Raw genomic sequence first — 15604 nt, forward strand, 5'->3', positions numbered from 1 at the left:
TCTGCCAAAGGCGGAAGGGTTAGAAATGTGTCTTTTCCGAAAAAGTCTCATCTACTGAAATGATAGAACCGCCCATCTTCAACACTGACTACTATTCCCCACTCTCCATCCACCTCATGAGCCAGCATTTCCCATTGATTGAAGCGGACTTTTTCGAATCCCTCTTGTAATTCTTCTACGTGGCAAATAGGGTTATCACATGTAGTCCCAGAGTTGTTGTATTTAACACTTTCAAAATCATGAGTGACTTGCTGAGCAAAATTTATTTTGAAAAAAGAGCTAGCTGTCAGGCAAAACACTAAGAAATATTTCACCAAGCTATTCACTTGAAAAAGTGGATTCATACCTTAATTTATTTTGGGTTTTACTTTACTAAAGATCATTTTAAATCCCATACATTCTCTAGTCATTCTTACTCTTATATTCCATTATTTTAGCATAATTACAGGAGGATAATCTGAAATGTATATCAAAATCATATTATTGAGTAGATTTGAAATACTTCATATTTCAATTAAATCAGTCAGTTTGACAAGAGAAAAACCTTCTCTTTTTATAACCCACCAATGAAAGCCCATTTCCATAAAGTACCAATCGAACCAGCAAAATCCTTTATTATTCGCTTCGATCCCAAACCACTTACGGGCAACTTATGGCACTATCATCCGGAGCTGGAACTGCACTACATCATCAAAGGCGAAGGCACTCAATACATAGGAGACAATGTGAGCAATTTTTCCGATGGCCAAATGGTTTTTTTAGGTCAAAATCTCCCTCACGCATGGCGTTGTAAAGAAGAGTATTTTGATAAAGACTCCACCTTGCAAACTGCAACCTATGTCCTCCAATTCCACCCAACATGTTTTGGTCCGGAATTCCTAAATCTTCCTGAGGCAGATAGTATCCCTGTTTTATTTGAAAAAGCAAAACAAGGCTTGCTAATCACTGGAGATACTAAATTAAAAATCGCCGAACTGCTTCAAGAATTGGAGCAAGCAGTCAGTATAAAACGGCTAATTCTTCTTCTTGAAATAATTAAAACTCTCGCCGAAACGGAAGAGTATGATACTATTTCACCAGGATACGCGTACAGCCATTTGTCCAATTTGTCAGAAATGCACAGGCTGGAAAAGATCTACTCCTATGTCTTGGCTAATTATAGCAACGAAATCAATCTTTCAGACATCGCCGATCTAGCGAACCTCAGTCCATCTGCTTTTTGTCGCTATTTCAAAACGATGACTAATAAAACCTTTTTTGAATTTGTTATTGAAATAAGGATATCAAATGCCTGTAGAGCCTTGAAAGAAAACAAGCAGTCCACACAGATGATTTGCTACGAATGCGGATTCAACACACTTTCCAACTTTTATAGGCATTTCAACAAGGTAACTGGAATGACTCCTTTTGCTTATAAAAAACAATATCAGTTGTAATTTTTCCTACTACTAAATAGGTGAAAGCGTGATTATCAAATACTGCCATTGAAACGTCTAATTTTATTTTTTATCTTGAAAAGTGAGTTGCGTATAACTTGTTCATACTTTAATTCATAGCATTTTTTATTGCAATCTCATTTTTCACATTCTCCACATTATTTAAAATTTATGACAAACACTAAAAAAATCAACCAACAGTTATTGGCAATTCTTGCCATTCCGTTCTTGCTTCTTACTGCATGTGAAGTACAACCTGATGAAACTATTACACCAAATGAATCTGAGTTTGCTGCTAATTCAAAAGACAAATTAATCACAAAAGGTTTACCTCCGCTTCCTTTTAATTTTGAAATAGATATGGGTAAAAACCTAAACTTCAATTCAGAATCTGGAAGGCTTTCACCTTTAACATTTGATACGGATCCTCAATATCGGGAAATGGTAAAAACAGCAATAAGTGCTGTAGAGCCTACAGCATGTGGTGATACTGACTTAAATATCTGGCTAGATGATGAACTTTCGGATTGGACCAATAATGCATTCGGAGATGCAGATTTTCTAGCCTTATTCGATCTACCTACTTATCACGCGCTCGTTTTTGAAAATAGTTCAGCGGGTCAATCTTTTGGCAAAAATGGTGAATACACTCAGTCTTTAACTAAAACGTTCAAGGATTTAAAGCGTTTCTGGAATATTGAATCTGCTGAGATCGTGTTGGCAGCTATGCATGGAAACATGTTAACTGACAGAGAAAAGGTAGTGAATACTTACCAAACAGCGTTTGGGTTACCAGAGGCAGCAGCTAAAAATTATGCTGACATAGTTGATTTGGTTCTCGATTTTTATCCTCAATATAGAAATGGAGACCATCCTATCTTCACTTTTAATGCCTTTGCACAGAGAAGTTTCCTCTTTCCACCTGTAGGGGTAATTCCTTCTAAAATAATCATGGGGGATGGAATATTGGAAGCTTACAGTGCTTTAGGTTTTGAAGATGTGGCTCCACAGGCTATTCTTGCTCATGAATTTGGGCATCACATTCAATTCCAGCTTGGATTATTTCCTGCAGTCCGTACTCCAGAAGGTACTCGACGAACAGAGTTAATGGCAGATGCTTATTCGGCTTACTATCTTTCTCATTCCCGAGGAGCAACTATGCAATGGAAAAGAGTTCAGAAATTCTTAGAAGTCTTCTTTAATATTGGAGATTGTGGATTTGCTAGCAATGGTCACCATGGTACACCTCTACAAAGAATGGCTGCTGCAGAATGGGGATATGAAGTTGCGAATTCGGCTAAAAAACAAGGTAAAATTCTAACTAGTGAAGAATTTACAATACTTTTTGAAGCCAAGCTACCAGAGTTTGTAGCTGTTCCTCTGACAGTTCAATAAGTAGTATCAATAAACTATACTTAAATCACCTTTACACACGTAAGGGTGATTTTGTGTTTTTAAATGAATTCTAATGCTTGAAATCAAACACCTTGACCATATCCTAATCACCATTCCAACCGGAACCAGTAAGGATGCACGAAAATTCTATTTGGAAATATTGCAACTTAATGAAATACACGGTAATCATCCTCATGGTGCTATTTGGATCAAATTGGGAAATATTGAACTTCACATTCGAGAAGAAGAAGGGCATCAAAGAAATTCAGCACGACATGCAGCTTTTGTCGTAAAGAATCTCAAAACAGCCAAAGACTTCCTGATCCACAACAATGTTGAAATCAGCTACTCCTCGGCAATTAAGGGACGTGATCGTTGCTTTTTCAGAGACCCTTGGGGAAATAGATTGGAGTTAATAGAATTTATTTCCTGAGAATTCTTATTAGCAGGAACGGTAGATAATAATCCCAAAACCAGGAATTAAATAATCTGAATAAAAAGTAAGCTTTATCCAATATTGCCTAATTTTCAAAGGCAACCGATCAGGAATTAAGCCCATTTAAAATGATTCTTCTGCTATAATCGCTGATTTTTTCCTTTATTCGGGTTCTAAATAAACCCGAATCATACTTAATACTGGAAATTCTAAGTTTTAAAATTATATATGAAAGAGATAGTAGAAGCTATTAATGCAGTTGTTTGGAGTAATGCGCTGATTTTTCTTTGCTTGGCAGCCGGAGTTTATTTCTCCTTTGCTACCAAATTTCTTCAGGTCACTTACCTAAAAGAAATGGTTCAGCTCTTATTTAAAGGAGAATCATCAAAAGAAGGGGTTTCCTCCTTTCAGGCATTTGCAATAGCCATATCAGGAAGAGTAGGAACAGGAAATATCGCTGGTGTAGCCACCGCCATAGCCATGGGTGGACCTGGGGCCATCTTTTGGATGTGGGTTATCGCATTTCTGGGAGCATCTTCGGCATTCGTAGAATCCACTTTGGGTCAAATCTATAAGGAGGTAAATGATGGAGAGTACCGCGGTGGACCTGCTTATTATATAGAAAAAGGAATAGGTAAAAGATGGTATGCAATGCTCTTTGCTTTCGCAACTATTCTGGCTACGGCCATCTTTATGCCAGGTGTGCAAAGTAATAGTATTGCTCTGAGCATGGACAATGCTTTTGGTGTTCCTGTTGAATATACAGGGATTTTAGTGACTATTTTTATGGGCCTGATCATCCTTGGAGGAGTGAAAAGAATCAGTAAAGTAGCAGAAGTAGTAATTCCGTTTATGGCTGCTGCATACATCTTGATGGCTGTGGTGATCATCGCAATAAACATTACCGAAGTCCCTATGATTTTTGCATTGATCATTAAATCTGCTTTCAACTTGGAAGCCGCATTTAGTGGTGTATTTGGTATGGCTATCGCTTGGGGCGTAAAAAGAGGAATCTATTCGAATGAAGCTGGTCAGGGAACCGCTCCACATGCTGCATCCGCTGCAGAGGTAAGCCACCCAGTAAAGCAAGGATTGGTTCAATCCTTTTCAGTTTATGTAGATACCCTTTTTGTATGTACTGCCACTGCGTTGATGATACTTTTCACAGGTCAATACAATGTTGTTAATCCTGATGGTGGATTTATAGTAGAAAACCTTCCTGGAGTAGCTTTCGGCCCAGAATACACTCAATTTGCCGTAGCCTCCCAATTCCCTTCCCTGGGAGCTGGATTTGTGGCTATTTCCTTATTGTTTTTTGCTTTTACAACAATAATGGCATACTACTATATCGCAGAAACAAACCTGAGTTATTTAATTAGAAAGACAAATAATAAATGGGGCATTTGGGTACTCCGAATCGCAATTTTAGGAGCAACCTTTTATGGATCTATTAAAACTGCTGAAATGGCCTGGACCATGGGTGATATCGGAGTAGGCCTCATGGCATGGTTGAATATCATAGCAATTATTCTCCTCCGTAAGCCAGCTTTCAAAGCATTGAAAGATTATCAGCGCCAGAAGAAAGAAGGTAAAGATCCTGTATTTATTGCTAAAGATGCTGGGATCGATAATGCTGATTTCTGGAAGTAGTTTTTATCCGCAGTGTTCGCACGGATTATCACAACTCAGACTAGTAAATACCTGATTTTAAATAGATAGGGTATTCAAAAGCCGACAAGCTAATTGTCGGCTTTTTTTGTGCTATTAATACAGAAATTGTTAATATGTGACAAATTAGCTTAAACAAATTATTGAATACCAAACTTTTAACTGATATGAATATCAACCCAAAAAATCAATCGAGGATTTTTGAAGGAGGAAAAGAAAGTTGGGAAAGTTCAGCTGAATTCAAAAAGAGAATCTATCAACTGAAACGACAGATTCTGGAAAAGTACGAGCTTGATTTGTCATCAGAGAAAAATTGGTACAAACGCCTCATCCATAAAACTCGTATGTGGCTGGAAATATGGAGAAAAATCAGGGAAATGAAATCAGGGAAAAATCTCCATTTTGCGAGTTAGACCTTATAAAATGAAGCATTTAGGCCTATGAAAACGCTAAGAACAATTCTTGCCTGTCTCTTCCTAATGAGTTTACTAGGGTGTGAGGAAAATTCAGCCCCTTCTAATATGACAGTAGACCGGTATGTGGAATTATTAAAAAAAGGAAAATACGATGCTTCCGAACTGCCGGAATTTTCTTCTCGGGATATTCCCGCACTTTTAGCCTATAGTAATGATACTCAGCTGATCAAAGACTTTCCTAGAAACATTATTTCTTCTCTTTGGCTACCAGACTGCAGCTTAGGCATGTATCTTTTGTGGACAATAGAATCCATTAGAGCAAGAGCAATAGACAGCGAATACTTGATTGGCACTTTTCCATCCCAAAATCCGATCGTACAGAAAAGGGATAATTTATCACTACTGCTTGAAAATAGTGAGATCCGAGAATTGATTGCTAGATCATACAATGACTGGTGGGAAAGCAACAAGAACAAGGACTTTGATAGGTTTAAAGAAACAGACCCTTTGAAGAACACTGAATATCGCTGGCATTAATTCAATTGCTTACTTGTCATTATCTTAACTATAACCATGAAGTCCAGCATTCTTATCCTGTTTTTGATAGGGTTATTTATCACTACCTCCTCTGCGCAAGACGCGGATTATCTCAGCTTGAGGTGGAAAGAAGTTGCTACAAAAATGCCGGAAAATTGGTATGGCTCTGCTGAAGCAAAAGCTGTGGCGGAAAATGTTATACTAGCTCAAAAGGAAATTGGTGGCTGGGAGAAAAACAAGGAATATCATCAACCCTTATCAGACTCAGAAAAAACTCTAATTAAGCAAAATAAGGAGGATATAGGAGCAACTTTCGATAATGGTGCAACGATCACAGAATTGAGGTTTCTCGCCAAAATATATGCCCATATAGAGGATTACCGATACAAAGAAGCTTTTGAAAAAGGCTTGAATTATATCTTCATCTCTCAATACGAAAATGGCGGATGGCCACAATTTTTCCCTGTTCGGACAGGATCTGTCGCCTATTCAGGACACATCACTTACAATGATGATGCTATGGTGAATACACTGAAGTTTCTCCGAGAGATTTACTCAGAAGACCAAGCCTACTCAGCATTGAAACTAGATCAGAAAATAATTGGCAAAGCTCACAAATCATTTAATTCTGGGATTGATTGCATACTCAAAACTCAAATCGTCGTGGATGGTTCCCCTACTGTTTGGTGTGCACAACATGATGAAAAAACGCTAGCTCCTGCGAAAGCCCGCTCCTACGAACTTCCCTCCTTTAGCGGTTCTGAATCCGTCCGCATCGTACAACTGCTAATGGAACTCGAAAATCCTTCACAGGAAGTAATCACCGCAGTAGATGGAGCAATTAACTGGTTTGAAAATCACAAAATAGAGGGCATCAAGCTGGAGACAGAAATTAATGCAGAAGGCAAGAAGAATAGAATTATAGTTTCAGACCCAAATGCATCACCTATTTGGGCTCGATTCTATGATCTGGAAACTGGAAAACCTTTCTTCTGTGATCGAGACGGAATCAAGAAAAACTCCCTTGCTGAAATCGGCTACGAACGTCGAAATGGCTACAGTTGGTACACCAGTGCTCCTGAAAAACTTTTGAAAGAATATCCAGATTGGAAAAAGAACGTGGAGTCAAACTAGCTAATAAGCCGAGGAAAAATTCTCGGCTTATTAGCTTTTAGTGTACGGAATTAAGAAAAAGGCATTTGTTTGGAACACTAGTTTTCAAGTTCTATTAGCCCAAAGTTTAGGGTATTTTTCAGAAAACGGTAAGCATATTTTTTTAAACTTTAGAATAGTACTTTTTCTTCAGCCAAAAGGAAACCCGCACAAGCAATATCAACGCGGGAACTTCCACCAAGGGGCCAATCACACCTGTAAAGGCCTGTCCGGAATTCAGTCCAAATACTGCAATAGCCACGGCAATAGCCAATTCAAAATTATTGCCGGCAGCAGTAAATGCCACAGAAGCCGATTTGTCGTAATCAGCTCCCAAAGCCTTGGTCATAAAGAAGCCAATCAAAAACATCAAGCCAAAATAGATTAACAATGGAACTGCTATTCTGACTACATCCATAGGAATCTGTACAATCAGTTCTCCTTTCAAGGAGAACATCACCAAAATTGTGAAGAGTAACGCAATAAGCGTCATCGGTGAAATGGCAGGAATAAATTTGTTCTGATACCAATCCTCACCCTTAGCCTTCACTAAAAAATACCTGCTTAGAATACCCATCAAAAATGGAATACCCAGATAGATAGCCACACTTTCAGCGATAGTCCAGATAGAAATATCAATTATGGCTCCCTCAAAGCCGAAATAAGGAGGAAGCACCGTTATAAACACCCATGCATAGAAACTGTATGCAAACACCTGAAAAATACTGTTTAGCGCAACCAAACCAGCTCCATATTCACTGCTTCCATCCGCCAGATCATTCCACACCAAGACCATTGCAATACACCTCGCAAGACCAATCAGGATTAGGCCCACCATGTATTCGGGATAGTCCTGTAGGAAAATTATAGCCAGCGCAAACATCAAAACCGGACCAATAATCCATTTCAACACCAAGGATACTGACAGAATTTTCACATTCTTAAATACCTTCGGCAATTGGGAGTAATCCACTTTCGCGAGCGGAGGGTACATCATGAGAATCAAACCTATGGCTATAGGAATATTCGTTGTTCCTACGCTAAAAGAATTAATTACAACAGAGCTGGAAGGAAAGAAATAACCTATCCCCACTCCTATAGCCATGGCGAGAAAAATCCAAAGTGTAAGGTACTGATCGAGGAAACTTAGCTGTTTCTGACCCATTTTAAATAGAAATTGCTATTTGAGAAAACACATAGAACATCTCAGAAGCAATCTGCATGGAGCGTTCGTCATATTTTTCGGCTTCCTGAGGCGTATCATCGAATGCTTTTGGATCTTCATATCGTACAGGAATACGACTATCAGTTCCAGGGATAAAAGGACAGTTTTCATCTGCATGTGAGCAGGTCATTACCGCTGCAAATCGGGCGGCTCGATTGATAGGGTCATCAAAAACCTTCGAAAAAGCCACAATAGGCTCCGAATCATCGGAATGAAATACAAAATAGGTTGGATTGTCATCTCCTTTCTTAGAAACTCTAAATCCACTTCGTTTAATAGATTCAACAGCTCTCTCATTGAAAGCAGTAACCTCTACCCCACCGGAATAACAGGCCGCAGGAATCCCAAAATAGTCTGCGGCAGTCTGCGCCCAAACCTGAGAAAACTGACTTCTTCTGGAATTATGAGTGCAAATAAAATTGAGTACAAGTTCTTCGCTTGAGTTGACTTTAGACTGAATGTAATCAATCAAAACCTGAAGAACTTCAAGTCTTTCAGCTGAAATAGAAAGATTTCTGGCTTTTTCCACACTGAGTTTAAGTGCAGGCAAAAGAGTGTTTTGTGCCGTATGCATAATTTCGATTTTTATTCTTTGTTAGCAGCAGCCGGATCCCGGAGTACAAGATCCCTCCGTAGTTTGCAAAGTAGAAAGTCTTACTTTTGGCTTTTGCACCGGGATACCACATTTATCCTTCGCCAAACAATCCGTTTGCTTACTGGTCAGTAGGAAATTTACACCGTCGAAATCCAATCCAAATTTCCCGATGGTTTCCGCTTGGTATTCCACTTCTACTTCCAAATCCTCCAATTCTAGCACTTTCTCAGAAAGCTCAATAATACTCAACAACTTCTCTGGATGAAGTCTGTGATTGTAGTCATCCGCATTCCAAAGCTGGAAATTTGCGACATGCTCATTTCTCACTGTACCCCCACAATCAATAAAATTTTTAGTGATTTTACCCACTTCCGTGACATGAAAGTGAGTAGGAACCAACTCTCCGGTTGGCAATTGAAAAGCAATGGTTTCTAAGTTGGCCAAAGCTGATTTTACCTCAGATAATTTCATAACTCAATTATTTAGTGTGATAATTCGATAATTTATTTTCTAGCAACAATTGCCCGATGTGCTGATATCCTGGTCAAAAAACTCATTCAAGAGCTTTTTCATCCTATTCCAGTTTTCTCGGTCGATACAATAGCAGACGCTTGTTCCTTCTATATTTCCTTTGATCAAACCCAGCTGCTTCAATTCCTTCAAATGCTGGGAAATCGTAGGTTGCGCCAATCCTATCTCAATTACTAAATCCCCGCATACGCAGTTGTCCATTTTGAAGAGATGCTGTAGAATAGCTACTCGTGCTGGATGAGCGAATGCCTTAGCAAAAACAGCGATTTCGTTTTGTTGCTCGGAAAATATTTCTGTTTTAGTGAGTCCCATGACTATTATTGTTTCATTGCAATATTACGATTAATAAGTTTAAAAGTAAACTGTAATAGTGAAAAACCTTCAGGGTTGAAGAAGGAACTTAAATGATTTGAAATTTCTTTATATATATCCGCTTTTGTGCCAGTATGGAGTCAAAAGCAAAAAAGGATATCTTAAACTTAAGAATTGAGGCCGCCTCGGTCATTGGGCTTCCAACCAGATAAGCAAAGAATCTAAGGTGACTGGCAACTTTGCGGTTAATCATGAATTTCTTTTATCAACGTTTAAATAAAGAAGCCTGTCCTAGATTTCTTATCCTATTTACCGTTAGGAAAGCGGATATACGGAATAAATACATTTGGCCTTTATTCACATCGTACTAAAACCATTAGATGCACTAGTATTTTAGCTACTTTGGTCCCCGAATTAGGAAAACAAAATTATTGCTATTCGCATCATTGCGGATAATTTTTAAAATAAATGAGCTATGTCAATCACTAAAGAAACCGAACTAATCGGAATGAAAAAAATCTCTGAAGTAGTGGGAACTACACTCAGACTTATGACAGAATTCGCCAAAATCGGCATGTCTACCAAGGAACTAGACGAATATGGAGGAGAAATCTTGAAAAGCTACGGTGCCAAATCTGCGCCGTATGAAACCTATAAATTCCCTGGTTACACCTGTATCAGCGTAAATCAAGTTGCTGCTCACGGCATTCCTTCAGAGAAAATCATATTAAAAGAAGGTGACCTGATCAATATTGACGTCTCTGCCGAACTCAATGGTTTTTGGTCGGATAACGGCGGTTCTTTTGTCCTTGGGGAAGATATTTATAATCATCAGCCTCTAGTGGATGCTTCAAAAAACATTCTTCACAAAGCAATAAGTGCCATTAAGGGTGGAGTGAAAATCGCTGATATCGGGTATTTGATAGAAACTGAAGCTAGAAAATCGGGTTATAAAGTAATCAAAAATCTGGCTGGTCACGGCGTAGGAAGAAGTTTACATGAAGAGCCTTCCGATATTTTGAACTATAGAGTCAAAAGCAACAGGGAGCGGTTTAAGAAAAACACTACTGTCGCAATTGAAACTTTCATTTCAACCAATTCTACCTATGCCGTAGAGCAGAATGACGGCTGGACGCTCGTAGGGAATAAAGGAGGATTTGTCACCCAACACGAACAGACTATTTTAATCACTGATGAGGCTCCAGTTATTTTGACTGAGGCAAATGGACTTTGGGATTAATGTCTTTAAACTCTCAATTAGGAGAGTTTAAAAACTTCTATTTTTTGAATACTTCCTCTGCGTAACCCCATAATACCAAGGAAGCATATCCCTTATTTTTGATTTCAAATACTACCTCAATTCAGTCTAATTTATCTGAATGAAATCCTTATTTTAGTCTAAGAGAAACCTCAAATACCTGATGTAAGCAACTACAAAAAAGAAAGTTGGGAATTGCATTTATACTGGTCGTTGTGCTTTAGCTCGAATATCCAATTATATTTTTAACATGACTTAAAATGGCAAACGCAAAAGAAAAGGTAGTCTGGATAACAGGTGCTTCGTCCGGGATTGGCAAAGCTATGGCCTTTGAATGGGCAAGCTTAGGATACAAAGTGGTGCTTTCAGCCAGACGCAAAGAACTTTTAGAAGAGATTGCTCTTGAAATTAAGAATTCTGGTGGCGAAGCATTGGTTGTTCCTGTTGATATTTTGGAAGAGAAATCCATAGAAAATGCCGTTCAAAGCATGATAGACCACTGGGGACGCTTAGATGTCGCTGTTGCCAATGCTGGGTTTGGTGTTTTCGGAAGCATAGATAAGTTGACTGCAAAAGATTGGAATAGGCAATTGAACGGAAATGTCACAGGTTTAGCCCTGACTGTAAAATATGCGCTGCCACATTTGAAGCAAAACCAAGGTCGCATTGGCTTGGTAGGTAGTGTTGGCGCCTATCTTCCTAATCCGAATGTCGGGGCTTATGGCGCATCAAAAGCAGCAGTTCACTCCATTGGTCTGACCCTGCAGGTAGAATTAAAGGGTACCGGTGTGAGTTGTACAACCATTCATCCAGGCTTTGTGGAATCGGAAATTGCGAAAATTGATAATGATGGAGTTTGGCATCCTGAACGAAACGACCCGCGTCCTTCAAATTTAATGTGGCCTACAGATAAAGCCGCGAAAGTTATGGTAAAGGCTATTATTAAGCGGAAGAGAAATTATATTTTCACAGCCCACGGAAGGATTTTGGTATGGCTGCAAGGTTGGTTTCCCGGCTTGGTTAGAACGATTGTTTCAAAAGGTCCAAAACCAGAATAAAAAGGTTAGCGAATTTACAGGTGTTACCCAATTTTACTGACGCATACCTCCCAGCCTTTGACGTTTTTAGACCTCACCTATTTTGTGCCTAATCAGTAGATTTGAATAGGTAAAAATCAAAGACACTACAAATTCAAAATAACTATGGCACTGATTAATCCATACATCAACTTTAACGGGAATGCAGAGGAAGCATTCAATTTTTACAAATCTGTCTTTGGCGGAGAATTCGCAAATATCACACGCTTTAAAGACATGGACATCCCAGGGAATCCAATAGCAGATCATGAAAAAGAAAAGATCATGCACATTGCTTTACCTATCGGGCAAAATGTATTGATGGGAAATGACGTTCCGGAAAGAATGGGACGAGTAGATGAAAATGAACACAGGTCTAAAATATCAATTGCCGCAGAAAGCAAGGAAGAAGCTGAACGCATTTTTAATGGACTTACTGTTGGAGGCACTATCGAAGTCCCTATGGATGAAAGTCCTTGGGGCTCTTATTTTGGGATGTTCCGTGACAAATACGGGATTGAATGGATGGTGGATTTTGACCCAAGACACAAAGGAAAAGTCTAAATTGTAATCACCTAAATCAGTACCAATAGTATGCTCCCAATAAGCCTAGTCTTGTTGGGAGTGTTAATTTTTAATCCTTTCTTCGAGTTAAGATAATTTGCTAAATGCATAACCAAAGCTCTATCCTAGAATAAAGAATCACTCAATATTCCTGAGAATTAAAATCTTATCAACCAAACGCTACCTAGACATAATTCTTAATTTAGAATACAAATCAGAAGACACAGCAAATTGGGACAAGAGAAACTTCACCAATCGGGATCGCCATGTTCGGTTTTACGAAGCCATGCACAGCAAAAGTGAAGGTGAGTTTCAGGCAAAACTAGAATATTTCGAGCATGAAAACCATGGCTCAGTACCTCCTATCGCATTTCACAATGGCATTTCTTCAATTTTTGAAGGGTATGGCATTACCTACCGGGATGTAGAAAGCATAGAACAACTGAAGGAACATTTCCAATTAATTTCCAATCGACTATCCTATGATTTTAGCCCGCCTGAGTATCTGGTCAATCAACTAGGCTACCAAATGGTACAAAATAATAAGGCTAAGGCAATGGATTTCTTTATGCTGAATACAGAAAACTATCCTAATTCATTTAATGCCTTTGACAGCTTAGGAGAGTTCTATGAAGTCACTGGGGAAAAAGAAAAAGCAATAGAAAACTATACAAAATCTCTGGAGCTCAATCCTGATAATGAGAACGCCAAAATGAAAATCGAAATCTTAAACTAACATATTTCATTCGATAAGTTCTAGATCAATAGCTTTAGACTCTCCTAAAAAGAACCTTTTCCAATCAAACATCAGTTAAGAGAAATCGACTTAGATTAACATTTTAATGCAGACATATGGAAATAGGAATTGATAGTTTCGCAGCTTCTCCCGACAATCAGTTGGACGGTTCTAAATCACTAAGGGAACTGTTGGAGAGAATAGAATTGGCAGACCAAGCGGGTTTGAGTTATTTCGGAATTGGAGAGCATCATCGCAAGGACTTTTTGGACTCCGCTCCCTCTATGATTTTGGCCGCAGCGGCTGCCAGAACCAAAAACATCCGACTTGGAAGTGCCGTCACAGTTCTGAGTGCTTCCGATCCCGTTCGTGTATTTCAAAACTATGCTACGCTGGATTTGCTTTCCGAAGGCCGTGCAGAAATAGTAGCCGGGAGAGGTTCTTTTACCGATGCATTTCCCCTATTTGGTTTAAATCTTCAGGACTATAATGAGCTATTCGAAGAGAAACTGAACCTACTTTTAAAAATCAGAGATAATGAGGTAGTCAACTGGTCAGGAAAATTTAGGCCGGCACTTCGGAACCAAGCCATCTATCCCCGCCCTAAACAGGAAAAGTTGCCTATATGGGTTGGAGTGGGTGGTACGCCCTCCTCTTTTGAAAGAGCAGGCAAGCTAGGTTTACCCTTGATGGTAGCGATCATTGGCGGTGAGACGCATCGTTTTGCGCCTTTGGTAGACTTATACCGAAGAGCTGGAGAAAGATCAGGATTTGCCAAAAGTGACCTAAAAGTAGGATTGCATTCTATAGGATTTGTTGGCAAAACCAGGCAGGAAGCCATCGCAGACTTCTACCCTAGCTATAAGGAAATGTTTGATAAAATAGGCAGAGAAAGAGGCTTTGGTCCTGTGACAAAAGCAGGATTTGATGCTCAAAACACCGAAACTGGAGCTTTATTGGTAGGAGAACCAAAAGAGATCGTGGATAAAATCTTGAGACACAGTGAATCCTTAGGTGGGCTAGAAAGAATAACCTTCCAAATGGATGCCGTAAAGGACCATCAAAAATTGATGAAAGCGATCGAGCTTATTGGCTCCGAGATCGTCCCTTTTGTAAAAGATAAAAATTGAGTTTATCACACCTTCATTAAAGCGTAATTAGTATGTTAGTATTAGAGATCTCCCGAGGGTTGGGGGTAATTAGGATAAAGATGTAATATGGGGGAGTGAAATAGGTAATTATGGGTATTGATAGTAATTCTAATGAGACACATCTTAACAATAATATTCGTACTATTAATAACTAATTCTGCTTTTGCGACAGGACAAATTCCCGACTATTTGATTTACAAAAGTGACACGGTATCAATTTTTTCCAATCCATTAGAACAATATTTTGAACAGACAGGAAAAAGAGAACTTATAGACTTCATTGGTTGTGGTTCGACTGCTTGTTGGCGTGGTTACAAAGCAATCTGGGAACTCAAAAATGACAGTTTATTTTTAAGACAGATAACAAGTTGTCATAAAGAGTGTGGACTTGAAGTCAAGAATGCTGACTTGAAAAAAATGTTTGGAACAGATAACGTATTTGCGAATTGGTTTACTGGAAAATTAGTAGTTCCACAAGGTAAACAAGTTCAATACATTCATATGGGCTATGCCTCGATTTATGAGCGAGAACTTTATATTTCATTTAAGAATGGTTTACAGACAAACGAACGAACAGTTTCTAACAAAAAAATAGCGGACAAAATCGAACTCGAAAACAGACAAAGACATATTGCTAAAAGTTTGCAAGACACTCTTTTTTCCCAAGTCCAGAAAAATATTGATTGGGATACAATTAAGACTCCTTGGTATGACTTATGTGCCGAAAAATATATTCTAACCTACAACAGAAAAGGAAAATTAAAAAAGGTTTGGGTAGACTGGGAAGTTGAAACTTTTGGAGAAAAAATTGATGATTGGTGGTGGAATATGACTGATGAAAGGAAGTGCAGAAGAACTATTAAGAAAGCATTGAAGCCATTTAGGATTAATTACATAGACTTGCCAAAGCATAAAATAAAAATTCCCTTTGAAATCTTTTATGATAGGAAAACAGGAAAATTGGAGCTATTGAAAGAAATTTAGATGGAAGAATAACTACTGCCAACAGGCGTTAGCCAACCCAATTACACCAATTAAAAATCATAGCATCAATGCCCAATTTACGAAGGAAGTTTTTTTTGAATTTAGGGGTAACTGGATTAAGCATAATTATTT

The 15604-nt window shown here is 38.7% G+C and carries 18 protein-coding genes; 13 read left to right on the forward strand and 5 right to left on the reverse strand.

Annotated features, from left to right (window positions below):
- Positions 1-47 precede the first annotated feature (47 nt).
- Positions 48-344 carry a hypothetical protein gene (locus QOL76_RS01830; protein WP_283411316.1) on the reverse strand — a complete coding sequence of 99 codons (297 nt, stop codon included), beginning with the start codon at positions 342-344 and terminating at the stop codon, positions 48-50.
- Positions 345-566: 222 nt separating this feature from the next.
- Here QOL76_RS01830 and QOL76_RS01835 point away from each other — a divergent pair, with 222 nt between their 5' ends.
- The 7 genes from QOL76_RS01835 to pelA all read left to right on the forward strand — a co-directional run bounded on the left by QOL76_RS01835 (position 567) and on the right by pelA (position 7022).
- Positions 567-1436, forward strand: coding sequence for an AraC family transcriptional regulator (locus QOL76_RS01835; protein WP_283411317.1), 870 nt, complete (start codon positions 567-569; stop codon positions 1434-1436).
- Between the two features lie 171 nt (positions 1437-1607).
- Positions 1608-2831, forward strand: coding sequence for a hypothetical protein (locus QOL76_RS01840; protein WP_283411318.1), 1224 nt, complete (start codon positions 1608-1610; stop codon positions 2829-2831).
- A gap of 73 nt (positions 2832-2904) precedes the next feature.
- Complete coding sequence (locus QOL76_RS01845; RefSeq protein ID WP_283411319.1) at positions 2905-3264, forward strand: VOC family protein; 360 nt, start codon at positions 2905-2907, stop codon at positions 3262-3264.
- Positions 3265-3495: 231 nt separating this feature from the next.
- Positions 3496-4917 carry an alanine/glycine:cation symporter family protein gene (locus tag QOL76_RS01850; protein ID WP_283411320.1) on the forward strand — a complete coding sequence of 474 codons (1422 nt, stop codon included), beginning with the start codon at positions 3496-3498 and terminating at the stop codon, positions 4915-4917.
- A gap of 185 nt (positions 4918-5102) precedes the next feature.
- Complete coding sequence (locus QOL76_RS01855) at positions 5103-5348, forward strand: hypothetical protein (protein ID WP_283411321.1); 246 nt, start codon at positions 5103-5105, stop codon at positions 5346-5348.
- Between the two features lie 108 nt (positions 5349-5456).
- Complete coding sequence (locus QOL76_RS01860; protein ID WP_283411322.1) at positions 5457-5888, forward strand: DUF4943 family protein; 432 nt, start codon at positions 5457-5459, stop codon at positions 5886-5888.
- 36 nt (positions 5889-5924) lie between these two features.
- Positions 5925-7022 (forward strand): pectate lyase, encoded by a 1098-nt coding sequence (pelA, locus tag QOL76_RS01865; protein ID WP_283411323.1) that lies wholly within the window; start codon positions 5925-5927, stop codon positions 7020-7022.
- Between the two features lie 142 nt (positions 7023-7164).
- Here the strand turns inward: pelA and arsB are convergent, their stop codons facing one another.
- The 4 genes from arsB to QOL76_RS01885 are packed head-to-tail and all read right to left on the reverse strand — an operon-like array spanning position 7165 to position 9703.
- Positions 7165-8205 (reverse strand): ACR3 family arsenite efflux transporter, encoded by a 1041-nt coding sequence (arsB, locus tag QOL76_RS01870; RefSeq protein WP_283411324.1) that lies wholly within the window; start codon positions 8203-8205, stop codon positions 7165-7167.
- A gap of 1 nt (position 8206) precedes the next feature.
- Complete coding sequence (locus tag QOL76_RS01875; protein WP_283411325.1) at positions 8207-8839, reverse strand: low molecular weight phosphatase family protein; 633 nt, start codon at positions 8837-8839, stop codon at positions 8207-8209.
- 21 nt (positions 8840-8860) lie between these two features.
- A complete protein-coding gene (locus QOL76_RS01880) occupies positions 8861-9331 on the reverse strand; it encodes a DUF6428 family protein (RefSeq protein ID WP_283411326.1) in 471 nt (156 codons plus the stop codon).
- Between the two features lie 39 nt (positions 9332-9370).
- A complete protein-coding gene (locus tag QOL76_RS01885) occupies positions 9371-9703 on the reverse strand; it encodes an ArsR/SmtB family transcription factor (protein WP_283411327.1) in 333 nt (110 codons plus the stop codon).
- A 475-nt stretch (positions 9704-10178) separates the two neighbouring features.
- Between QOL76_RS01885 and map the strand changes: the two genes are divergently transcribed.
- From map to QOL76_RS01915, 6 genes are all read left to right on the forward strand, one after another.
- Positions 10179-10943: a type I methionyl aminopeptidase gene (gene map, locus QOL76_RS01890; protein WP_283411328.1), complete on the forward strand. Its 765-nt coding sequence runs from the start codon at positions 10179-10181 to the stop codon at positions 10941-10943.
- 278 nt (positions 10944-11221) lie between these two features.
- Entirely contained in the window at positions 11222-12019 is a 798-nt protein-coding gene (locus QOL76_RS01895; protein ID WP_283411329.1) for an SDR family NAD(P)-dependent oxidoreductase, read from the forward strand.
- Between the two features lie 144 nt (positions 12020-12163).
- The gene (locus QOL76_RS01900) at positions 12164-12601 is read left to right on the forward strand and encodes a VOC family protein (protein WP_283411330.1); all 438 of its coding nucleotides are present in this window, start codon (positions 12164-12166) and stop codon (positions 12599-12601) included.
- 286 nt (positions 12602-12887) lie between these two features.
- Positions 12888-13337 carry a tetratricopeptide repeat protein gene (locus QOL76_RS01905; protein ID WP_283411331.1) on the forward strand — a complete coding sequence of 150 codons (450 nt, stop codon included), beginning with the start codon at positions 12888-12890 and terminating at the stop codon, positions 13335-13337.
- A gap of 116 nt (positions 13338-13453) precedes the next feature.
- Entirely contained in the window at positions 13454-14467 is a 1014-nt protein-coding gene (locus QOL76_RS01910; RefSeq protein ID WP_283411332.1) for an LLM class flavin-dependent oxidoreductase, read from the forward strand.
- A 132-nt stretch (positions 14468-14599) separates the two neighbouring features.
- Complete coding sequence (locus QOL76_RS01915; protein ID WP_283411333.1) at positions 14600-15472, forward strand: hypothetical protein; 873 nt, start codon at positions 14600-14602, stop codon at positions 15470-15472.
- The last annotated feature ends 132 nt before the right edge of the window (positions 15473-15604 follow it).

It is taken from the genome of Algoriphagus winogradskyi (assembly GCF_900182815.1).
GTDB classification, from domain to species: Bacteria; Bacteroidota; Bacteroidia; order Cytophagales; family Cyclobacteriaceae; genus Algoriphagus; species Algoriphagus winogradskyi.